Annotated in this window: 19 protein-coding genes; 15 read left to right on the top strand and 4 right to left on the bottom strand. The window is 72.9% G+C overall.

The features are described from left to right. Positions 1-77: 77 nt before the first annotated feature. From rpmB to MBSD_RS00435, 3 genes are all read left to right on the top strand, one after another. On the top strand, positions 78-314 hold the full coding sequence (gene rpmB / locus MBSD_RS00445) for a 50S ribosomal protein L28 (protein WP_062534027.1): 237 nt from the start codon (positions 78-80) through the stop codon (positions 312-314). 13 nt (positions 315-327) lie between these two features. Further along, on the top strand, positions 328-492 hold the full coding sequence (gene rpmG / locus MBSD_RS00440) for a 50S ribosomal protein L33 (RefSeq protein WP_062534025.1): 165 nt from the start codon (positions 328-330) through the stop codon (positions 490-492). A 235-nt stretch (positions 493-727) separates the two neighbouring features. Continuing rightward, positions 728-1624: an alpha/beta fold hydrolase gene (locus MBSD_RS00435; protein WP_082306394.1), complete on the top strand. Its 897-nt coding sequence runs from the start codon at positions 728-730 to the stop codon at positions 1622-1624. An 81-nt stretch (positions 1625-1705) separates the two neighbouring features. Here the strand turns inward: MBSD_RS00435 and MBSD_RS00430 are convergent, their stop codons facing one another. Continuing rightward, positions 1706-2899 (bottom strand): DesA family fatty acid desaturase, encoded by a 1194-nt coding sequence (locus tag MBSD_RS00430; RefSeq protein WP_062534021.1) that lies wholly within the window; start codon positions 2897-2899, stop codon positions 1706-1708. A 110-nt stretch (positions 2900-3009) separates the two neighbouring features. Here MBSD_RS00430 and MBSD_RS00425 point away from each other — a divergent pair, with 110 nt between their 5' ends. The 5 genes from MBSD_RS00425 to mutM all read left to right on the top strand — a co-directional run bounded on the left by MBSD_RS00425 (position 3010) and on the right by mutM (position 7222). Continuing rightward, positions 3010-3738, top strand: coding sequence for an ABC transporter ATP-binding protein (locus MBSD_RS00425; RefSeq protein ID WP_062534019.1), 729 nt, complete (start codon positions 3010-3012; stop codon positions 3736-3738). Continuing rightward, positions 3735-4490 carry an ABC transporter permease gene (locus MBSD_RS00420; protein ID WP_062534017.1) on the top strand — a complete coding sequence of 252 codons (756 nt, stop codon included), beginning with the start codon at positions 3735-3737 and terminating at the stop codon, positions 4488-4490. Before MBSD_RS00425 ends, MBSD_RS00420 begins: the two co-directional genes overlap by 4 nt. Next, positions 4490-5842 carry a GldG family protein gene (locus tag MBSD_RS00415; protein WP_062534015.1) on the top strand — a complete coding sequence of 451 codons (1353 nt, stop codon included), beginning with the start codon at positions 4490-4492 and terminating at the stop codon, positions 5840-5842. The genes MBSD_RS00420 and MBSD_RS00415 overlap by 1 nt, the downstream gene beginning before the upstream one ends. Further along, complete coding sequence (locus MBSD_RS00410) at positions 5842-6348, top strand: hypothetical protein (RefSeq protein ID WP_062534013.1); 507 nt, start codon at positions 5842-5844, stop codon at positions 6346-6348. The genes MBSD_RS00415 and MBSD_RS00410 overlap by 1 nt, the downstream gene beginning before the upstream one ends. Before the next feature lie 61 nt (positions 6349-6409). Continuing rightward, entirely contained in the window at positions 6410-7222 is an 813-nt protein-coding gene (mutM, locus tag MBSD_RS00405; protein ID WP_062534012.1) for a bifunctional DNA-formamidopyrimidine glycosylase/DNA-(apurinic or apyrimidinic site) lyase, read from the top strand. A 22-nt stretch (positions 7223-7244) separates the two neighbouring features. Here mutM and MBSD_RS00400 read toward each other — a convergent pair whose 3' ends face one another. Continuing rightward, complete coding sequence (locus tag MBSD_RS00400; RefSeq protein ID WP_062534010.1) at positions 7245-7889, bottom strand: thymidine kinase; 645 nt, start codon at positions 7887-7889, stop codon at positions 7245-7247. Positions 7890-8036: 147 nt separating this feature from the next. Between MBSD_RS00400 and MBSD_RS00395 the strand changes: the two genes are divergently transcribed. The 6 genes from MBSD_RS00395 to MBSD_RS00370 all read left to right on the top strand — a co-directional run bounded on the left by MBSD_RS00395 (position 8037) and on the right by MBSD_RS00370 (position 16638). After that, positions 8037-10016, top strand: a complete 1980-nt coding sequence (locus MBSD_RS00395) for a UvrD-helicase domain-containing protein (RefSeq protein WP_062534008.1) — start codon at positions 8037-8039, stop codon at positions 10014-10016. A gap of 67 nt (positions 10017-10083) precedes the next feature. Next, positions 10084-10956 (top strand): 5'-nucleotidase, lipoprotein e(P4) family, encoded by an 873-nt coding sequence (locus MBSD_RS00390; RefSeq protein WP_062534006.1) that lies wholly within the window; start codon positions 10084-10086, stop codon positions 10954-10956. 325 nt (positions 10957-11281) lie between these two features. Next, positions 11282-12220, top strand: coding sequence for a hypothetical protein (locus MBSD_RS00385; protein ID WP_062534004.1), 939 nt, complete (start codon positions 11282-11284; stop codon positions 12218-12220). A 40-nt stretch (positions 12221-12260) separates the two neighbouring features. Then, positions 12261-14798, top strand: coding sequence for a glycerol-3-phosphate 1-O-acyltransferase PlsB (gene plsB / locus MBSD_RS00380; protein WP_062534003.1), 2538 nt, complete (start codon positions 12261-12263; stop codon positions 14796-14798). A gap of 139 nt (positions 14799-14937) precedes the next feature. After that, positions 14938-16263 carry a Na+/H+ antiporter NhaC family protein gene (locus MBSD_RS00375; protein WP_062534001.1) on the top strand — a complete coding sequence of 442 codons (1326 nt, stop codon included), beginning with the start codon at positions 14938-14940 and terminating at the stop codon, positions 16261-16263. 87 nt (positions 16264-16350) lie between these two features. Continuing rightward, positions 16351-16638: a hypothetical protein gene (locus MBSD_RS00370; RefSeq protein WP_062533999.1), complete on the top strand. Its 288-nt coding sequence runs from the start codon at positions 16351-16353 to the stop codon at positions 16636-16638. Between the two features lie 16 nt (positions 16639-16654). Here MBSD_RS00370 and MBSD_RS00365 read toward each other — a convergent pair whose 3' ends face one another. Next, complete coding sequence (locus tag MBSD_RS00365) at positions 16655-17194, bottom strand: gamma carbonic anhydrase family protein (protein ID WP_062533998.1); 540 nt, start codon at positions 17192-17194, stop codon at positions 16655-16657. A 59-nt stretch (positions 17195-17253) separates the two neighbouring features. Here MBSD_RS00365 and MBSD_RS00360 point away from each other — a divergent pair, with 59 nt between their 5' ends. Continuing rightward, the gene (locus MBSD_RS00360) at positions 17254-18666 is read left to right on the top strand and encodes a coniferyl aldehyde dehydrogenase (RefSeq protein ID WP_062533996.1); all 1413 of its coding nucleotides are present in this window, start codon (positions 17254-17256) and stop codon (positions 18664-18666) included. Here the strand turns inward: MBSD_RS00360 and MBSD_RS00355 are convergent. Beyond that, a complete protein-coding gene (locus MBSD_RS00355; protein WP_062533994.1) occupies positions 18656-20413 on the bottom strand; it encodes a patatin-like phospholipase family protein in 1758 nt (585 codons plus the stop codon). The two genes, MBSD_RS00360 and MBSD_RS00355, sit on opposite strands and share 11 nt — an antisense overlap. Positions 20414-20481 lie beyond the last annotated feature (68 nt).

The following is a 20481-nucleotide window of genomic DNA, read 5'->3' as shown; positions in this document are numbered from 1 at the left end:
CCCGGTCGGACCGGGCCGGCCGCTGGGCCGATGCCGTCCTGGCCAAAGGGCGGTCCTACGAGCTTTCGGAGCACATCATGGCCCGAGTTTGCCAAGTCACCGGAAAGCGCGTGCAGGTCGGCAACAACGTCTCGCACGCCAACAACAAGACCCGCCGCCGCTGGCTGCCCAACCTGCACGAGCGCCGGTTCTGGGTGCCCAGCGAGAACCGCTGGGTCAAGCTGCGCGTTTCCAACCAGGCGCTGCGCACCATCGACAAGAAGGGCATCGAGGCCGTGATCGCCGAGCTGCGTGCCCGCGGCGAGAAGATCTGAGGAGGACTGAACCATGGCTTCCAAGCGCGACAAGATCCGCCTGATCTCCTCGGCCGGCACCGGCCACTTCTACACCACCGACAAGAACAAGAAGAACACGCCGGACAAGATGGAGGTCAAGAAGTACGACCCCGTCGTCCGCAAGCACGTGATCTACAAGGAAGGCAAGATCAAGTGACCCGGCGCGAGCCGGGGTCCGGCGCCCCTGGATCGCCACGCGCTGCGCCCGGCCCTGCCGGCACGGATCGCCATCCTGTCGCCTTTCCGTCGAAACCCTGCCGCAAGGCGGGGTTTCGTTTTTGCGCGCCCGCCGGTGCGGTGTCCTTGCCATGCGCCGCCGCGTGACCTTCGGGGGATTGCCGGTGCGCGGGGATGCTCGGAGCATGGCTGCGCCTCCACGCTGAGGAATCGCCATGTCCGGTCGCATTGCTTCCCGGTCGATGCAGGGCCTCTTTTTCGCTGCCGCGTTGCTGCTGTTCATCCGCCCCGCCGGCGCGGCGACGGCCGGCGCGCCGCGCTGGGAAACCCTGCCGCCCGTCGCGCAACTCCCCGCACCGCTGCGTTCGGGACGGGCCGCGATCGACGGCATCCGCATGTATTACGCCGTGTTCGGCCACGGCCCCGCGATCCTGCTCATCCACAACGGCCTCGGCAGCGCGGACGATTGGGGCGGGGTGGTCCCGCGCCTGGCCAGGGATCACACCGTCATCGTGGCCGATACCCGCGGTTTCGGGCGCAGTTCGCTGGGCGCGCAACCGCTCTCGTATCCGCTCTTCGCAAGCGACTACGTGGCCCTGCTGCGATTTCTGCATGCGCAGCCCGTCTATCTCGTCGGCACCAGCGACGGCGGCATCATCGGCCTCGACATCGCGATCCACCATCCGGAGCTGCTGAGCGGCCTGTTCATCCAGGGCGCCAACACCAACGCGGAAGGCATCGAGCCGCATCCCCGCGATCTCGCGGCGGTGCGGCTCGCCCTGCAGCGCTCGAAATCCGAATACCGGCGCCTCTCGCCGACGCCGGACGGCTATGCCCGCTTTCGGGCCGCCTACGACGCCATGCCGCAGCCGGACTACACCGCCGCGCAGCTTGCGGCCATCCGCGTGCCGACGATGGTGGCCATCGCCGACCACGACGAAAGCATCAAGCGGTCGCATTCGGAGTTCATCGCCGCGACCATTCCGCATGCGCGCGCGGTCGTGCTCAAGGACGTCAGCCATTTCGCGCCCATGCAGGATCCCGCCGGATTCGCCGCCGCGGTGGAGGAAGCGATCGCCGCGGCGCACGGGCGCGGCGCCCCGCACGGCTGAACCGGCCCGCCCGCAGAAAAAGACAAACCCGCCTCGCGGCGGGTTTGTCGTCTCAAGCGGCCGTTGCGCGAGGCGCGAGGATCAAGCCTGCGCGACCGCGTAGCCCTTCAGCCGCGCGGCGAACGCCTGCAGCGTGCGGATGCCGCTGGCCTCGGCCTCGCGGCACCATTGCTGCAGGCCGGTCAGGGCGGCGTCGGCGCCGCGCTGCTCCATCAGCGCGGCGAGGCGCGTGCGGAATTCGCAGACGGTGGCGAGGCGCGGGCGCTGGCGCACGAACGCGGTCAGCTTCTCGCGCGAGGTGGCGTCCAGCCAGCGGCCGCCGTCGGCCAGCGCGCGGCGCAGCTTGCGCGGCGTCGCCTTCAGGCTCTCGCCGGCGTGCGCGGCCTCCTCGCGCAGGGTCGGCACGATCACGTTGCGGAAGAAATCGGTCATCACCTGGAAGCGGTGCGTCAGTACGGCCTTCAGCGTCTCGGTGTCGGGCAGGTGCACGTTCGGGCGCAGGTCCAGCGTCGGCGCCACGCGCAGCACCTTGGCCAGGCCGAGCTTCTCGCACAGGCGGATCACGCCCCAGCCGATGTCCACCTCGAACTTGCGCAGGGCGAACTTGGCCGAGCTGGGGAAGGCGTGGTGGTTGTTGTGCAGCTCCTCGCCGCCGATCCACACGCCCCACGGCACCAGGTTGGTGGCGGTGTCGGTGGTCTCGAAGTTGCGGTAGCCCCACCAGTGGCCGATGCCGTTGACCACGCCCGCGGCCCACACCGGGATCCACAGCATCTGGATCGCCCAGATCGCCACGCCCACCGCGCCGAACAGCGCGATGTTGACGATCGCCATCAGCGTCGGACCCCACTCGGGGTGGCGCGCATAGAGGTGCCGCTCCAGCCAGTCGTCCGGCGTGCCGCGGCCGTACTTCTCCAGGTCCGCCGCGTTGGCGGCGGCGCTGCGGTACAGCTCGGCGCCCTGCCAGAACACCTTGTCGATGCCGTAGACCTGCGGGCTGTGCGGATCCTGCTCGGTCTCGCAGTGCGCATGGTGCTTGCGGTGGACCGCGACCCACTGCTTGGTGACCATCGCCGTGGTCAGCCACGCCCAGAAGCGGAAGAAGTGCGCCAGGGCGGGGTGGAAGTCCACGCCGCGGTGCGCCTGGCTGCGGTGCAGGTACAGCGTCACCGCGAAGATGGTGAACTGCGTCACCACCAGCAGGTACACCAGCCAGGTGGCCCAGCCGGCGCCGGTGAGGCCGCGCGCGGCGAAATCGAGCAGAAAATCGGTCATGAGAAAGCTTTGCGGGGGGAGAAGATCGAAGCGCGCCGCAGTCTACGCGACCCCAGCCATACCTACCAGCATGGTTGCGACTTTGCGACACGGCCCGTGACAATGTGGTGATGCTCGACACGGAACCCAAGCTGCTCGTCCTCGACCACGTCGGCCGGCGCCTCGCCGGCCGCGAGGTCGTGCAGGATCTGTGCCTGAGCCTGGACCGCGGCGAGGTGCTCGGCCTGCTCGGCGTCAACGGCGCCGGCAAGTCGACCACGCTGGCGATGATCGCCGGCGTGCTGGCGCCCGGCCGCGGCGCGGTGCGCATCGACGGCCGCGATCTCGCCGAGCATCCCGGCCTGGCGCGCCGCATGGTCGGCTACCTGCCCGAGCAGGTGCCGCTGTACGCCGAGCTGACGGTGGGCGAATACCTCGACGCCTGCGGCCGCCTGCGCGCCATGCACGCGGCGGCGCGGCGGCGCGCGATCGAGGCGGTGCTGGCGCGGCTCGACCTCGGCGCGGTGGCGCGGCGCCTGTGCGGCGCGCTGTCGCTCGGCCTGCGCCAGCGCGTCGGCCTCGCCCAGGCGCTGCTGCACGATCCGCCGCTGCTGGTGCTGGACGAACCCGGCAACGGCCTCGATCCGCTGCAGACCGCCAGCCTGCGCACGCTGATCCGCGAACTCGGCCGCGGCCGCGCGGTGATCCTGTCCACGCACCTGCTGCCGGAAGTGACCGCCGTGTGCGACCGCGTCGCCATCCTGCACGAAGGCCGCCTGCGCCACGACGCGCCGCTGACCGACGGCGCCGCGCTCGAGCGCACCTTCCTCGCCATCGCCGCCGGGGCGGCCGCGGCATGAGCGCGCGCGCCGTCGCCCGCCTCGAACTGAAGCGCCTCGCGGTGCGGCCGTTCGCCTGGACGCTGGCCGCGCTGGCGCTGGCCTTCCTCGCCTGGCAGTTCCTGCAGCTGCTGGACGGCTTCCTCAAGGTGCAGACGCGCCTCGCCGCGCAGGCGGACGCGCCCGGCTACACCGACCTGGTCGCCGTGCCGCTGCTCGCCGCCGCCGCGCAGCTGCTGCTGGTGGCGACGCCGCTTTTGACCATGCACGCGCTCGCCGGCGAGCGGCGCGCGCGCACGCTGCCGCTGCTGTTCGCCTGCGGGCAGTCGCCGCGCGCGATCGTGCTCGGCAAGTATCTCGGCGTGCTGCCGTGGCTGGCCGGCATCCTGCTGCTGGCCGCGGCCATGCCGCTGGCGCTGGCGCCGGCGACGCACCTCGACGGGGGCAAGTTCGCCGCCGCGCTGCTCGGCGTCGCGCTGCTGACCGCGACGCTCGCCGCGATCGGCGTGGCCTGCTCGGCCTACGCCTCGCACCCGGCGCTGGCCGCGGCCGCGGCCTTCGCGCTGACGCTGGCGCTGTGGGCGATCGACGCCGGCGCGCGCGCGCAAGGCGTCGACAACGGCGCGATCAACTACCTCGCCATGGCCACCCACGTGCAGCCGCTGCTGCGCGGGCTGGTCGCCAGCGTCGACCTGCTCTACTTCGCGCTGGCGATCGCGCTGGCGCTGGCGCTGGCGACGCATCGCCTGGCGGCGGAAAGGGTGCGCGGCTGATGCGCGAACGTGTCGCCGCCTGGCTGCACGCGCTGCTGCTGCTGGTCGGCGCGGCCTGCCTCGCCTTCCTGTCGACGCGCCACGGCTTCGTCGCCGACTGGAGCGCGAACGCGCGCGCCAGCCTGGCGCCGCAGAGCCGGGCCGTGCTGGCGCAGCTCGCGGGTCCGGTCGAGGTGACCAGCTACGCGACGCCCGGCAGCGGACTGCGGCCCATCATCGCCGCGTTCCTCGCCCGCTACCAGCGCTTCAAGCCGGATCTGGCGCTGCGCTTCGTCGATCCCGAGCAGGATCCGGCGGCGATGCGCGCGGCCGGCATCAGCGTCGACGGCGAACTCGCCATCGCCTGGCACGGCCGCAAGGAGCGGCTGGTGACGCTGAACGAGCGCGACTTCACCAACGCGCTGCAGCGCCTGGCGCGCGGCGGCGAGCGCCTGGTCGCCTTCGTTACCGGCGACGGCGAGCGCCGCCCGGACGGCCAGGCCAACGCCGACCTCGGCACCTTCGTCGCCCAGCTGGAAGCGCGCGGCATGCGCGCGGTGCCGGTGAACCTCGACGCCGCCGCCGGCGTGCCGCAGAACGCCGCGCTGGTGGTGCTGGCCAGCCCGCAGGCGGCGCTGGCGCCGCGCGCGGTGACGGCGCTGACCGACTACCTCGAGCGCGGCGGCAACCTGCTGTGGCTGACCGAGCCCGGCCGCGACGACCTCGGGCTGGCGCCGCTGGCCGCCGCGCTCGACGTGCGCGTGCTGCCCGGCACGCTGGTCGACGCGGCGGGCGCGGCCGCGCAGGTGCCGGATCCCAGCTTCGTCGTGGCGACGCAGTATCCGCAGCACGCGATCACCCGCGGCTTCGATCTCACCACGCTGTTCCCGCAGGCCGCCGCGCTGGCCGTCGTGCAGGGCTCGGCGGCATGGGCGGCGGCGCCGCTGCTGCGCAGCTCCGCGCAGAGCTGGAACGAGACCGGGCCGGTCGCGCCCGGCGCCGGCGGCGCGCCGATCCGCCAGGATCCCGACCAGGGCGAGCTGCGCGGCCCGCTCGACTTCGGCCTGGCGCTGACGCGGCTGTCGCCCAGCCCGGACAAGGGCGAGCAGCGCGTCGTCGTGATCGGCGACGGCGACTTCCTCTCCAACAGCTTCCTCGGCAACGGCGGCAACCGCGCGCTGGGCGAGCGCGTGTTCGACTGGCTGCTGGGCGACGACGCGCTGGTCGACCTGCCGGCGCGCGGCGCGCCCGACCGCAGCCTGGCGCTGGGCCAGCGCGGCCTGACCGCGCTGACCTTCGGCTTCCTGATCGCGCTGCCGTTGCTGCTGCTCGGCGCCGGCGCCGCGATCGCCTGGCGCCGGCGGCGCCGCTGATGCGCCGCGTCGTCGTCCGCCGTCTCGCGCTGGCGGCCGGCGTCGCCGCGCTGCTGGCCGCGGCGGCGTGGCAGTTGCGGCAGGAACGGACCGCGTCGCCGGACACGCTGCTCGCGCTCGATCCGGCCGCGGTGACGCGCGTCGAGGTGCAGATGGCCGGCGGCCCGCCGCGCCGCTTCGAGCGCCGCGACGGCCACTGGTGGATGACCGCGCCGCAGGCCGGCCGCGCCGACGACGCGCACCTCGCCGACCTCGCCGCGATCGCCGCCGCGCCGGCGCTGCAATGGCGGCCGCTGTCCGACTTCGCGCCGGCGAAGATCGGCCTCGCGCCGCCGGCGGCGACGCTGACGCTGGACGGCGAGACGCTCCGCTTCGGCACGCTGGCGCCGTTCGCGCGCGCGCGCTACGTGCAGGTCGGCGCGCGCATCGCCCTGGTGCCGGACCGCTACACGCCCTATCTTGCGGTGGATCCGCAGCGCGAGCTGGCCGCGCCCGCGACGAGGTGACGCGACGCGCCAGGGTGCGCCTCGGCCCCTGCATCGCCTGCGCAAACCGACGACGCTCCCCATGCCCGAACTGCCCGAAGTCGAAACCACACGCCGCGGCATCGCCCCGCATCTCGAGGGCCATCGCGTCACGCGCGTGCTGCTGCGCCGGCCGGATCTGCGCTGGCCGATCCCGCGCGCGATCCGCACCGCGCTGCCGGGCCAGCGCATCGACGCGGTGGAGCGCCGCGCCAAGTACCTGCTGCTGCACACCGCCGCCGGCAGCGCGCTGCTGCACCTCGGCATGTCCGGCAGCCTGCGCGTGCTGCCGGCGGACACGCCGGCCGGCAAGCACGACCACTACGATCTCGCGCTGGATTCCGGCCGCGTGCTGCGCTTCACCGATCCGCGCCGCTTCGGCTGCCTCTTGTGGCAGCCGGCGGGCAGGCTGCATCCGCTGCTGGCCGGGCTCGGCCCGGAGCCGCTCGATGCGGCGTTCGACGGCGACCACCTGTGGCGGCTGTCGCGCGGCCGCAGCGCGCCGGTGAAGACCTTCCTGATGGACCAGGGCGTGGTGGTCGGCGTCGGCAACATCTACGCCAGCGAGGCGCTGTTCGCCGCCGGCATCCATCCGAAGCGCGCCGCCGGCGCGGTGTCGCGCGCGCGCTACGCGCGCCTCGCCGCGGCGGTGAGGCGCATCCTCGCCCACGCGATCGCGCGCGGCGGCACCACGCTGCGCGACTTCCTCGCTCCCGACGGCGCGCCCGGCTACTTCGAGCAGGAGCTCGCCGTGTACGGCCGCGCCGGCGAACCATGCCGCGTCTGCGGCACGCCGATCCGCGCGATCGCGCTCGGCCAGCGTTCGACGTTCTATTGCCCGCGCTGCCAGCGCTGAGACGGACGGCGCATCCGCGCGCTCAGGGCGCCGGCGCCGCCGGCTCGCCCAGCGGCAGCACCGCCTGCTGCAACTCGACGCGGCCTTCGCCGGCCATGATGCGCTTGAACTCGGCGCGGCTGACCGAGACGTAGCGCTCGTTGCCGCCGATCTCCACCTGCGGACCCTGCGTGACGGCGCGGCCCTGCGCGTCGACGCGCACCACCATCGTCGCCTTCTTGCCGGTGTGGCAGATGGTCTTGATCTCGGTGAGCTCGTCGGCCCAGGCCAGGAGGTACTGGCTGCCCTCGAACAGCTCGCCGCGAAAGTCGGTGCGCAGGCCGTAGGCCAGCACCGGGATGCGCAGGCGGTCGACGACGTCGCTCAACTGCCACACCTGCGCGCGGCCGAGGAACTGCGCCTCGTCGACCAGCACGCAGTGCAGCGGCCCGCGCGCGGCGATGTCGGCCTCGGCCAGGGCGTACAGATCCTCGTCGTGGGCGAAACGGCGGCCGCTCGCCTTCAGGCCGATGCGCGAGGCGACCACGCTCTCGCCGTAGCGGTCGTCCAGCGCCGGCGTCAGGATCAGCGTGCGCATGCCGCGCTCGTGGTAGTTGTGCGCGCTCTGCAGCAGCGTGGTGGTCTTCCCGGCGTTCATCGCCGAGTAGTAGAAGTAGAGCTTAGCCATGTCGGGAGACGGGAGCTGGGAGACGGGGTCGTCGCGGATCGCGTGGCCGCCGCATCGGCTGCGGGTCGCACGCGGTACTGTGCCACACTTGCGGACGAGGCCGGCGACGCTGCACGCTTGCGGCCGGTTTCCCATTTCCCGTCTCCCGTGCTGAACCCCCAACAACGCGCCGCCGTCGAGTACTGCGACGGCCCGCTGCTGGTGCTGGCCGGCGCCGGCTCCGGCAAGACCCGCGTGATCACCGAGAAGATCGCGCACCTGATCGCGCGGCACGGGCTGGCGCCGGCGAAGATCGCCGCGATCACCTTCACCAACAAGGCCGCGCGCGAGATGCGCGAGCGCGTCGCCAAACTGGTCAAGGCGGAAGCCGCCGAGGCGCTGACCGTGTGCACCTTCCATGCGCTCGGGCTGAAGTTCCTGCAGCTCGAGCACGCGCGCGCCGGGCTGCGCCGCGGCTTCTCGGTGCTGGACGCCGACGACGGCGAGGCGATCCTGAAGGACCTCGCCGTCAAGGCACGCAAGCCGGACGAGCTGGCCGCGCTGCGCCACCTGATCGGCCGCCTGAAGAACGAAGGCCTGTCGCCCGAGCAGGCGCTGGCGCGCGCGCGTTCGCCCGGCGAGCAGGACGCCGCGGCGATGTACGCGCTGTACCAGCAGCGCCTCGCCACCTTCAACGCGGTCGACTTCGACGACCTGATCCGCCTGCCGGTGGCGGTCCTTTCCGAGGACGCCGAGGCGCGCGCGGCCTGGCGCGAGCGCCTGCGCTACCTGCTGGTCGACGAGTACCAGGACACCAACACCGCGCAGTACGCGCTGCTGAAGCTCCTGGCCGGCGAGCGCGGCGCGTTCACCGCGGTGGGCGACGACGACCAGTCGATCTACGCCTGGCGCGGCGCCAATCCGCAGAACCTCGACCAGCTCGGCCGCGACTGGCCCGCGCTGCGCGTGATCAAGCTCGAGCAGAACTACCGCTGCGCCAGGCGCATCCTGCGCGCGGCCAACGCGCTGATCGCGCACAACGCGCACCTGCACGCGAAGAAGCTGTGGAGCGAGCACGCCGAAGGCCCGCCGATCCGCGTGCTGGAGTGCAGGGACGGCGAGCACGAGGCCGAGCGCGTCGCCGCCGGACTGGTGCACCTCGCCGAGAAGCTCAAGGCGCGCTGGCACGAGTTCGCGATCCTCTACCGCGGCAACCACCAGGCGCGCGCGCTGGAGAAGGCGCTGCGCCTGGCGCGCGTGCCGTATCACCTCACCGGCGCGCTGTCCTTCCTCGACCGCGGCGAGGTGAAGGACGTGCTGGCGTATCTGCGCCTGCTCGCCAACCCCGCCGACGACGCCGCCTTCCTGCGCGTGGTCAACGTGCCGAAGCGCGAGATCGGCCAGACTTCGCTGGAGAAGCTGGCGGAACTGGCGCGTGCGCGGCATCTGTCGCTGCTGGAGGCCGCGCGCAGCGACGCCGCGCTGAAGCAGCTGGCGCCACGGCCGGCCTCGGCGCTGGCCGGTTTCGTCGCGCTGCTGGACGAACTCCGCCGCGAGGCCGAGCGCCTGCCTGCGGCGGAACTGGTCGAGACGGTGTTGGCACGCACGCGCTACGCCGAGGCGCTGGCGCAGCAGGCGCCGGACGCGGCGACGCGCGAGCGCCGGCTGGGCAACCTGCGCGAGCTGGCCGACTGGTTCCGCGCCATGCAAAAGGACGGCGCGCGCGCCGGCGACCTCGCCGCGCAGCTCGCCCTGCTGACCCACGCCGACCGCGACGACCCCGGCAACGCGGTGCGCATGATGACGCTGCACGCGGCGAAGGGCCTGGAGTTCCGCTGCGTGTTCATCGTCGGCCTGGAGGAGGGCACGCTGCCGCACGAGGGCGCGCTGGACGAGGGCCGCCTCGAGGAGGAGCGGCGCCTGATGTACGTCGGCATCACCCGCGCCAAGGAGCACCTGGTGCTGAGCTGGGCGGCGCGCGCGCGCCGCTACGGCGAGGTGCTGGCCAACGAGCCCAGCCGCTTCCTCAAGGAGCTGCCGGCCGGCGATCTGCACTGGGAAGGCCGCGATCCGCAGGCGGACGCCGCGGTGAAGAAGGAGACCGCGGACAGCCACCTGGCGCGGCTCGCGGCGCTGCTGGCGGACTGAGCGATCGACGCGCTGCAGTAAACTTCCGCGATCCTCGCGCGCCGCGACCCGCCGGAGCACACACACCATGCGCCGTTGCCGTTCCGTCCTCCTGTTGAGCGTGCTGCTGGCCGGCTGCGCCGCGGCGCCGTCGAAGCCGACGCCCGCCCCGGCGCCGTCCGCGGCGGTGCCCGCCGACGACAACCTCAACGCCGTCGTCTGGGCGCAGACCGCGGTCGAGCACGACCTCGTCTACCGCGAGGTCTACCGCGACGCCGAGGAGAAGCTCGCCGCCGCGCTGGCCGATCCGGCCTGGGACGCGCTGCCCCGCGGCGAGCGTGGCAACGACGACGCCGGCCTGCCGCCGGCGGTGATCCTCGACATCGACGAGACCGTGCTGGACAACTCGCCCTACCAGGCGCGGCTGATCCGCGACGGCAAGGAGTTCGACGAATACAGCTGGGCGCAGTGGTGCAGGGAGGGCATCGCGCGGCCGCTGCCCGGCGCGCTGGAGTTCACCCGCCATGCCGCCGCGCACGGCGTCGCGGTGTTCTACCTGTCGAACCGTTCGCAGGATCTCAACGCCGCCACGCTGGCCAACCTGCGCAAGGACGGCTTTCCGGTCGCCGGCGACGACCGCTTCCTCGGCCTCGGCACCTTCGTCCCCGGCTGCGAGCAGGTCGGCTCGGAAAAGGGCTGCCGGCGCCGGCTGATCGCCCGGCGCTACCGCGTGCTGATGCAGTTCGGCGACCAGCTCGGCGACTTCCTCGACGTGCTGGACAACACCCCCAACGGCCGCGCCGCCGCGGTGCGGCCCTATCTCGACTGGATCGGCCAGCGCTGGTTCGTGCTGCCCAATCCGACCTACGGCGCGTGGGAGCCGGCGCTGTTCGGCAACGACGGGGCGTTGCCGCTGCCGCAGCGGCGGGCAGCCAAGCGCGCCGCGCTGCGCGTGCAGTAGTTGACGTCAATAAAATCAGTATCTTGAATATTATCAACTGAGATCTTGCTGGAGGTTTGTTTTCCAAGTAGCATTCCCGGCGCCGAATCCCTGCGCCGGCTCGATGGCGCCCGTTCGGTCATTTCCCTCCGGCGCGTCCGGATTGAGCCCGATGGTCGTCCGGCCATCGGGTTTTTCTTGCCCGCTCGCCGCTAACGCCTCCTGAATCCGGGGCATGCGAACATGGTCGGCCGATCCGGCGGCTGCGACACGTCCGGGGCGCCCCACACTTGCCTGGCCCTCCCGCAGCCCCTAACCTCCCGCGACTTTCCCATGGAATCCGATCATGCCTAAGGCCTTGTTCCGCCTCGCGCTTGTCGCCCTGGTCGCGGCCGGGCTGCTGGCCGCCTGCGGCAAGCAGCCGGCCTCGCCGACCGCCGACACGCGCACGCCGGAGGGCGCGGTGCTGACCGCGACGCGGCTGCTGAAGGCGGGCGACTTCGACGGCCTGGCCCAGGCGACCCTGCCGCCGCAGGAATACCAGGCGCAGCGGGCGGACTGGGAGCGCGAACACCTCGCGGTGTCGGACATCACCGACGAGGACCGCCGCAAGTTCGCCTCGACCATGCAGCGGTTGACCGCGCCCGGCGCCGAGCAGCAGCTGTTCGCCCAGCTCAAGCCGCAGCTGGCCGCGTTCGAGCAGCAGTACAAGGACCAGTTGCCGACCATGATCGGCATCGGCCAGACCATGCTCGGCACCGCGATCGACCAGTCCGCCGACCTCACCGCCGCGCAGAAGGCGCAGGCCAAGGAGGCGCTGGCGGCGCTGGCGCAATGGGCGCAGGGCGTGGCCTGGACCGACCCGGCCAAGGCGCAGCAGGCGATCGCGGTGATCTGCGACACGGCGCGCAGGCTCGATCTGAAGAGCCTCGACCAGGCGCGCGCGCTGCCCTATGCGCAGGCCGTGCAGAAGTACGGCCTGGCCTGGCAGGGCTTCAAGCGGCTGACCGCCATCTACGGCCTCGACATCGACCAGGTGCTGGATTCGGCCAAGGTGGAGACGCTGTCCAACGACGGCCAGACCGCGCGCCTGAAGGTGACCTACACCCTGTTCGGCAAGCCGATCAGCGGCGAGACGACGATGGTGCAGCGCGACGGCCGCTGGTACGACCGCGATGCGCTGGAGGCGCGCGTCAAGGCGCGCGCCGCGCAGACCGCCACCGCGGCGAGCGCCGCGCCGCCCGCCGCGGCGAACGCGCCGGCCGGCGAACCGTCCGCGCAGTGAGCACGGCGGCCGCGCCGGCCGCCTCCGGCCCATGGACACCATGCAGCAGCACCTGAGCCCCGACGCCGCCGACACGCACGCGCCGTGGTGGTTCTCGCTGCTCGGGCGCCTGCTCGAGCCGTGGCTGCGCCTGAAGCGCGATCCGGCCGAACCCGCCGCGCTGCTGAAGCCCGACGTGCCGGTGTGCTACGTGATCGAGCGCCACGGCCTGTCCGACGCGCTGATCCTCGAACGCGCCTGCCGCGAGGCCGGCCTGCCCAGTCCCTTGGCACCGATCCGCGGCCTGCCGCTGCGGCAGCGCCGCGCGATGTTCGCGCTGAGCCGCCGCGACGGCTGGCTGCTGGGGCGCACGCGCAAGCGCAACCCGCGCGAGGCGCTGCGCCAGCTGATGCGCGCGCTGGAAGCGCAGTCCGGCCGCGACGTGCAGCTGGTGCCGGTGGCGATCTACGTCGGGCGCGCGCCCAACCGCCAGTCGGGCTGGTTCAGCGTGCTGTTCTCGGAGAACTGGGTGGTGGTCGGCCGCTTTCGCCGCCTGCTGGCCTTGCTGCTGAACGGCCGCGACACCGTCGTGCATTTCTCGCCGCCGGTCAGCCTGCGGCAGGTGCTGGACGAGGCCGGCGGCGAACGCCCGGAGCGGCTGGTGCGCAAGGTCTCGCGCGTGCTGCGCGCGCACTTCCGCCGCATCCGCGCCGCGGTGATCGGCCCCGACCTGTCGCACCGGCGCACCGTCGTCGATTCCGTGCTGAACGCCGAGCCGGTGCGCGCGGCGATCGCCGCCACCGCCGCCAAGGAGCGCATCAGCTACGCGCGCGCCTGGCGGCGCGCGCAGGACTTCGCGCTGGAGATCGCCGCCGACTATTCGCACCCGGTGGTGCGTTCGGCCTCGTTCCTGCTGTCGTGGTTCTGGAACAAGCTGTACGACGGCATCGCCATGCACCACCTCGACAGCCTGCGCGCGATCGCGCCCGGCCACGAGGTGGTCTACGTGCCCTGCCACCGCAGCCACGCCGACTACCTGCTGCTGAGCTACCAGCTCTACCAGAGCGGCATCGTGGTGCCGCACATCGCCGCCGGCGTCAACCTCAACCTGCCGGTGATCGGGCCGATCCTGCGCCGCGGCGGCGCCTTCTTCCTGCGCCGCAGCTTCAAGGGCAACGCGCTGTACTCGGTGGTGTTCAACGAGTACCTGGCGCAGCTGGTCGCGCGCGGCGTGCCGCTGGAGTACTTCATCGAAGGCGGCCGCTCGCGCACCGGCCGCCTGCTGGCGCCGCGCGGCGGCATGCTGGCGATGACCGTGCGCGCGTTCCTGCGCACGCCGCGCCGGCCGGTGGTGTTCCAGCCCGTGTACGTCGGCTACGAGAAGCTGATGGAGGGCAAGAGCTACATCGGCGAGCTGTCCGGGCAGCCGAAGGAGAAGGAGTCGCTGCTCGGCCTGCTGCGCGGGCTGCGGACGCTGCTGCGCCAACGCTACGGCCGCGTCACCATCAACTTCGGCGAGCCGGTGTTCCTGACGCCGCTGCTGGACGCCGCGGCGCCCGAGTGGCGCCAGGCCGGCGAGGACATCGACGCGCGCCAGGGCTGGTTCCCCGGCGTGATCGACGCGCTGGCCGCGCGCATCCAGGTCAACGTCAACCGCGCCGCCGACGTCAACCCGATCAACCTGCTGGCGCTGGTGCTGCTGTCGACGCCCAAGCACGCCATCGCCGAAGCCGACCTGCTGGCGCAGCTCGAGCTGTCGAAGGCGCTGCTGGAAGAGCTGCCGTACTCCGACCGCGTCACCATCACGCCGGCGTCGCCGGCCGAGATCGTCGCCTACGGCGAACGCATGGGCTGGATCCGCCGCGTCGCGCATCCGCTGGGCGACGTGCTGGTCACCGAGGGCGACCAGGCGGTGCTGCTCAGCTACTTCCGCAACAACGTGCTGCACCTGTTCGCCACCGCGGCGTGGGTGGCGGCGTGCTTCCTCAACAACCGGCGCATGGCGCGCGCCTCGGTGCAGCGCCTCGGCCGCCTGGTCTATCCGTTCCTGCAGGCCGAATTGTTCCTGCCCTGGGACGAGGACGGCTTCGTCGCGCGCATCCAGGCCACGCTGGACTTCTTCGCCCAGCGCGGCCTGCTGGAATCGAGCGGCGAGGGCCGCGTCTACCAGCGCGGGCCGGGGCAAGGCGACGCGGCCTACCAATTGCGCACCATCGCGCGCAGCCTGCTGCAGGCGTTCGAACGCTACTACATCGCCATCGCCGCGCTGGTGAAGAACGGGCCACGCACGCTCAGCGCCGCCGAGCTGGAGAACGTCTGCACGCTGACCGCGCAGCGCCTCGGCATGCTGCACGAACTGGCCGCGCCGGAGTTCTTCGACAAGAGCCTGTTCCGCGGCTTCATCCAGAAGCTGCGCGAACGCCGCGTGATCTGGCCGGACGCCGACGGCAAGCTGGACTTCGCGCCGGAACTGGCCGCGGTCGCGCAGGAGGCGCGCGTGATCCTGACCCGCGAGCTGCGCCACTCGATCCTGAAGATCACTCCGGGCGCCGAAGCCGCGCCCGCCGAACCGCCCGCCGCCGCGCAGGGCGGCGCCTGAACCGCCGCCGCGCCAACGCGCGCCCGCCGCGCCTCATCTCCCGTCTCCCTGCTCCCCGCCTTTTGCGTTCAGCCATCCAAACGGCTAGACTGCCGTTTGTTGCGCCGCAACAAACGGCGCGTCCCTCGGATCCGCCTCCATGCACGATCGCCCTTCGGCGCGGGCCCTGCTGCCGCTCGCGCTGTTCCTGCTGCTGTTCTTCGGCGCCGGCCTGTACTTCAGCCTGCACGGCGAAGCGATGGGCTTCTACAAGCTGCGCGCGCCGGTGGCGATCCTGCCGGCGATCGCGCTGGCGCTGGCGTTCGGCCGGCGCGGCAGGCGCGCGCCGGCCGACACCCTGCTCGCCGGCATGGGCGAGCCGAACGTGATGCTGATGTGCCTGATCTTCCTGCTGGCCGGCGCGTTCGCCAGGGTCAGCCGCGCGATCGGCGGCGTCGATGCCGCGGTGTATCTCGGGCTGGCGGTGATACCGCCGGGGCTGGTGCTGCCGGGCCTGTTCGCGGTCGCCGCGCTGGTGTCGCTGGCGATGGGCACGTCGATGGGCACGATCGCCGCGGTGGCGCCGATCGCGCTGGGCCTGGCGCGCGCCGCCGGCGTCGACGTGGCGCTGGCGATGGGCACCGTGGTCGGCGGCGCGATGTTCGGCGACAACCTGTCGGTGATCTCCGACACCACCATCGCCGCCACGCGCACGCAAGGCGCGGCGATGCGCGACAAGTTCCGCGAGAACGTGTGGATCGCCGCGCCCGCCGCGCTGGCCACGCTGGCGCTGCTCGCCGCGATGCACGCGGGCGGCGCGGGCGCGGCGCCCGCGCCGGCGCCGGCCGCCCTCGCCCTGCCGTATCTCGTCGTGCTGGCGCTGGCGGTGGCCGGCGTCGACGTGCTGGCGGTGCTGGCGCTGGGCATCGCGCTGGCCGGCGCGCTGGGGCTGGCGCTGAAGCCGGGCTACGCGTTCGCGACGCTGGCCGGCGACATCTACGCCGGTTTCGAGAGCATGGTCGAGATCACCCTGCTGTCGATGCTGGTGGGCGGCCTCGGCGCGCTGATGCGCGAGCAGGGCGGGCTGGCCTGGCTGGCGCAGGCGGTGGCGCGGCTGACGCGCGGGCGCGAAGGGCGGCGCGCGGGCGAGCTCGGCATCGGCGCGTTGGGCGCGCTGGCCGACGTGTTCACCGCCAACAACACCGTGGCCGTGCTGATCACCGGGCCGGTGGCGAAGGAGCTCGCCGAACGCCACGGCATCCGTCCCGGCCGCAGCGCCAGCCTGCTCGACACCTTCACCTGCGTGCTGCAGGGCGTGCTGCCGTACGGTGCGCAGATCCTGCTGGCCGGCTCGATCGCCGGGCTGTCGCCGCTGGCGCTGGCCGGGCACGTGCACTACTGCTGGATGCTGGGCCTGGCGACGCTGGCCGGCATCGCCTTCGGCTGGCCGCAGCGTCGCGCCGCGGCGGCGGCGGAACCCGCCTGAACGCGGCCGCCGCTTGACCCGCATCAGCCGCACGCGCCGGGCACGGCGCTAGACTGCAAAGGTCTCTCCGCGCATGCGGTGAACGCGATGGAAGTGATCGAGATCTGGCAGTGCATCGGCTGCGGCCGCATCGAGGCGCCGCAACCCTGCATCGGCGTCTGCCGCGACCGCAAGCGGCGCGTGGTCGACGCCGGCGAGGCCGAGGCGGCGCTGGCGGACGCGACGCGGAAGCTGGAGCGCTACGCGGCGGTGCTGCGGCAGATCGCCGGCACCACGCCGCACGCCGATGCCCATGCGCGCCACTGGGCGGCGCTGCAGCAGCGCGCGCGCGAGGCGCTGGACGAGGGCGCGGCGCCCGTCTCCGGCGCCGCCTGAAACCGCGCCGCGCGGCTCAGCCCGCCAAGGCGAGGTGCGCGTTCTTGACGCGCACGTAGTGCTGCGCGGAATAGTGCAGCTGCTCGATCTCGCGTTCGCTCAGCCGGCGCGCGAAGCGCGCGGGGCTGCCCAGCCACAGCTCGCCCGTGCCGACCTCCTTGCCCGGCGGCAGCAGCGCGCCGGCGCCGACGAAGCCGTGGCGGCGCACGATCGCGCCGTCCAGCAACGTGGCGCGCGTGCCGATCAGGCAGGCGTCCTCGACGGTGCAGGCGTGCAGGATCGCGCCGTGGCCGATGGTGACGTCGGCGCCGATCAGCAGCGGCAGGCCGCCCGGCGTGTATGGGCCGTCGTGGGTGACGTGCAGGATCGCGCCATCCTGCACGCTGGTGCGCGCACCGATGCGGATGGCGTTGACGTCGCCGCGGATCACCGCGCCCGGCCACACCGAGGCGTCCTCGCCCAGCTCGACGTCGCCGATCACCACGGCGGCGGGATCGACGTAGGCCGACGCGGCGATGCGCGGCCACACGCCCTTGTACGGTCGGATCGGGGTCATTGCGCTTTCGGGTCCGGCGGGGGAGCATCCTAGTATCGACGATCGCGGAGCCGTCGCGCATGGACACCCCCGTCACCCCTGCCGAACTGCGCGCGCTGCTGGCGCGCCAGCGCGAGGCCTGGCACGCGCGCACGCCGGACTACGCGCAGCGCATGGACGACCTGGCGCGCCTGCGCGCCGCGTTCAAGGCGCGACTGGAGGAGTTCGCCGCGGCGATGAGCGCCGACTTCGGCCGCCGCTCGCGCCACGAGAGCCTGTTGAGCGACGGCATGACCGTGCTCGCCGAGATCGACTACGTGCGCCGCCGCCTGCGCCGCTGGATGCGGCCGAAACGCATGTGGGCGGACTGGCTGTTCTGGCCGGCGCGCTGCGAGATCCGCTACCAGCCGCTGGGCGTGGTCGGCGTGATCGCGCCGTCCAACTATCCGGTCAACCTGGCGCTGATCCCGCTGGTGGACGCGCTCGGCGCCGGCAACCACGTCATGCTGAAGCCGTCCGAGCACACGCCGCGCACGGCGGAGCTGCTGCGCGGACTGCTGGCGTCGGTGTTTCCCGCGGAGCGCGTCACCACCGTGCTGGGCGGCCCGGAGACGGCGGCGGCGTTCGCCGCGCTGCCGTTCGACCATCTGCTGTTCACCGGCTCCACGGCGATCGGCCGCAAGGTGATGCGCGAGGCCGCCGGCAATCTCACGCCGGTGACGCTGGAGCTGGGCGGCAAGTCGCCGGCGATCGTCGCGCCGGATTACCCGCTGGACACCGCCGCCGCGCGCATCGCCGCCGGCAAGTTCCTCAACGCCGGGCAGACCTGCGTCGCGCCCGACTACGTGCTGCTGCCGGAAGGCGCGCGCGACGCCTTCGTCGAGGCGCTGCGCGCCTACGTGACGACGCGCTATCCCGGCCTGCGCGACTCGCCCGACTACAGCTCGATCGTCGGCGACCACCAGTACGCGCGGCTGGCCGCGCTGGTCGAGGACGCGCGCGCCAAGGGCGCGCAGGCGATCACGCTGCCCGACGACGGCGCGCACGATCCCGCGCGCCGCGTGTTCGCGCCGACCCTGCTGCTCGGCGTCAACGACGACATGCGCGTGATGCAGGAGGAGATCTTCGGCCCGATCCTGCCGATCCTCACCTACGCCGCCTTCGACGAGGCGATCGCCTACGTCAACGCGCAGCCGCGGCCGCTGGCGCTGTACCACTTCGACCATGACCGCGCGCGTAGCGAGCGCGTGCTCGAGCGCACCGTCGCCGGCGGCGTCTGCCTCAACGACACCGTGCTGCACTTCGCGCAGGAATCGCTACCGTTCGGCGGCGTCGGCCCTTCCGGCATGGGCCATTACCACGGCCACGCCGGCTTCCTCGCCTTCAGCAAGCAGAAGCCGGTGTTCCGCCAGGCGCGCTGGTCGTCGATGGCGCTGATGCGACCGCCCTACGGCAGGCTGGCCGAACGCATCGTGCGCTTCCTCACCCGCTGAAGACGATGCCCGCCTTCGGCAGCGCGTCGCGCGCGTAGGCGTAGCCGGCCTCGACGATGCGCTCGTAGCCGCGCCAGTCGAGCAGTTGCACGTTGCCGAGCGACGGATGCAGCAGCAGGTCGGCCGCGGCGCGGCGGCCGGCGCCGGCGGCCTCGGCGTTGACCATGCCGGCGCGCAGCAGCAGCGAGATCAGGCCGGGGCGTCGCGGGGCGTCGCGGTGGCGCCAGCGCTGCATCGCCAGCCGCCACCACGGCGGCGATTCCCATTCCTCGACGTCGGCGCGCAGCACGTCGTCGGCGCCGATGTCGACGGCGATGATCTCGCCGAGCCCGTCCTCGCGCAGCACGTCCACCGGCAGGTTGTTGATCACCGCGCCGTCGACGTAGACATGGCCGCGGTGCAGCACCGGCGGCAGCACGCCGGGAATGGCGCTGGAGGCGCGCAACCACAGCCACAACGGGCCGTCGCGGTGGATCACCGCGTGGCCGCCGGTGAGGTCGGCGGACAGGCAGAAGAACGGGATCGGCAGATCCTCGATGTCGTGCGCGCCGAACGCCTCGCGCAGCAGCAGGCTGGTGCGGCGGCCGCGGGTGAGGGCGATGAACGGCAGCGTCCAGTCGCGCAGCGGCTTGCCCTCGACGAAGGCGCGGCGGTAGTTGGCCAGCATCGCCGCGTCGTCCCAGCCGCAGGCCACGCCGGCGCCGATGATGGCGCCGATGCTGGTGCCGCCGACCGCGTCGATGGCGATGCCGGCCTCGCGCAGCGCGCGCACCACGCCGATGTGGGCGAAGCCGCGCGCGCCGCCGCCGGACAGCACCAGGCCGGTGCTGCGCCCGCTGATCAGGCGCGCGACGCGGGCGATGTCGGCCGGGCCGCGCACGTGGTGGTGGCGCGCCGCCGGCAATTGCTCCAGCCAGCGCCGTGCCGCGCCGGGCAGGATGCGGCCGTCGGGATGCAGCAGCAGCAGGTGGCGCGCGCGGAAGCGCGGGCGGCGCGGATCGAACGGACCGGCCTCGGGCCAGGGCTCGGCGCGGCGGCCGGCGTTGACCAGCAGCAGGAAGGCGTCGGCCTGGCGGATGCACAACCGGCGCCACTCCGCCGGGCCGTCGGCGAGGTACAGCACGAAGTGCGATTCGGCCTCGCGCTCGGCGTACCACTCGCTGCTGCGGCCGTGGCCCAGCGCGGCGTCGATCACCAGGCAGTCGCCGTAGGGCAACAGCGCGTGGCGCAACTGCGCGACCACGCCGCGGGCGTCGACCTGGCCGTCGAACGCCAGCACGACGAAGGTGCGCGGCGTGCTGGCGACGCGCTCGGTGGCGCGGATCGCCGCCTGCTGCACGGCGATGCGCGCCGCGCCCAGCATCGCTTCCGGATGGCGGCGCACCAGCCGGTCGAAACCTTCGCGCGACAGCCACAGCAGTTCGGAGTCGCGCAACGCGCGCAGGCTGACGCCGGGCGGCTGGTCGGTGATCAGCGCCAGTTCGCCCAGCGTCTGCCCCGGACTGCGCACCGCGGCCAGCCGCGGCGGCCCGCCCTCCACCGGCGGATGGAACACGCCGAGGCTGCCGGTGCGCACCACGTACAGGCCCTGCGGCGGCTGGTCGGCCTCGAACAGGGTCTGCCCGCCAGGCAGGCTGAACCAGACCAGCTCGGCCTCCAGCGCGGCGAGCTGGGCATCGTCGAGGTGGGCGAAGACCTGCGTCTTGCGCAGCAGTTCGCGGATATCCGGCGGGTCGATCGCGTCCATCGCGCGCATGCTATTGAAACCCCGTGACGCGGCCAACGGCGCGCTTGATTTCGCCGGGCGCCGCCGCC

It is taken from the genome of Mizugakiibacter sediminis (assembly GCF_000953855.2).
Lineage (GTDB): Bacteria > Pseudomonadota > Gammaproteobacteria > Xanthomonadales > Rhodanobacteraceae > Mizugakiibacter > Mizugakiibacter sediminis.
This window is presented reverse-complemented; position numbering and strand designations above follow the sequence as displayed.

Bases quoted from the DNA above. Each gene is read 5' to 3' on its own strand.
- plsB (WP_062534003.1), top strand. From the start codon at position 12,261: ATGCAGCAGCACCTGAGCCCCGACGCCGCCGACACGCACGCGCCGTGG.
- rpmG (WP_062534025.1), top strand. From the start codon at position 328: ATGGCTTCCAAGCGCGACAAGATCCGCCTGATCTCCTCGGCCGGCACC.
- MBSD_RS00390 (WP_062534006.1), top strand. From the start codon at position 10,084: ATGCGCCGTTGCCGTTCCGTCCTCCTGTTGAGCGTGCTGCTGGCCGGC.
- MBSD_RS00425 (WP_062534019.1), top strand. From the start codon at position 3,010: ATGCTCGACACGGAACCCAAGCTGCTCGTCCTCGACCACGTCGGCCGG.
- MBSD_RS00410 (WP_062534013.1), top strand. From the start codon at position 5,842: ATGCGCCGCGTCGTCGTCCGCCGTCTCGCGCTGGCGGCCGGCGTCGCC.
- MBSD_RS00370 (WP_062533999.1), top strand. From the start codon at position 16,351: ATGGAAGTGATCGAGATCTGGCAGTGCATCGGCTGCGGCCGCATCGAG.
- MBSD_RS00355 (WP_062533994.1), bottom strand. From the start codon at position 20,413: ATGGACGCGATCGACCCGCCGGATATCCGCGAACTGCTGCGCAAGACG.
- MBSD_RS00430 (WP_062534021.1), bottom strand. From the start codon at position 2,899: ATGACCGATTTTCTGCTCGATTTCGCCGCGCGCGGCCTCACCGGCGCC.
- MBSD_RS00365 (WP_062533998.1), bottom strand. From the start codon at position 17,194: ATGACCCCGATCCGACCGTACAAGGGCGTGTGGCCGCGCATCGCCGCG.
- MBSD_RS00385 (WP_062534004.1), top strand. From the start codon at position 11,282: ATGCCTAAGGCCTTGTTCCGCCTCGCGCTTGTCGCCCTGGTCGCGGCC.
- mutM (WP_062534012.1), top strand. From the start codon at position 6,410: ATGCCCGAACTGCCCGAAGTCGAAACCACACGCCGCGGCATCGCCCCG.
- MBSD_RS00415 (WP_062534015.1), top strand. From the start codon at position 4,490: ATGCGCGAACGTGTCGCCGCCTGGCTGCACGCGCTGCTGCTGCTGGTC.
- MBSD_RS00400 (WP_062534010.1), bottom strand. From the start codon at position 7,889: ATGGCTAAGCTCTACTTCTACTACTCGGCGATGAACGCCGGGAAGACC.
- MBSD_RS00420 (WP_062534017.1), top strand. From the start codon at position 3,735: ATGAGCGCGCGCGCCGTCGCCCGCCTCGAACTGAAGCGCCTCGCGGTG.
- MBSD_RS00435 (WP_082306394.1), top strand. From the start codon at position 728: ATGTCCGGTCGCATTGCTTCCCGGTCGATGCAGGGCCTCTTTTTCGCT.
- MBSD_RS00360 (WP_062533996.1), top strand. From the start codon at position 17,254: ATGGACACCCCCGTCACCCCTGCCGAACTGCGCGCGCTGCTGGCGCGC.
- rpmB (WP_062534027.1), top strand. From the start codon at position 78: ATGGCCCGAGTTTGCCAAGTCACCGGAAAGCGCGTGCAGGTCGGCAAC.
- MBSD_RS00375 (WP_062534001.1), top strand. From the start codon at position 14,938: ATGCACGATCGCCCTTCGGCGCGGGCCCTGCTGCCGCTCGCGCTGTTC.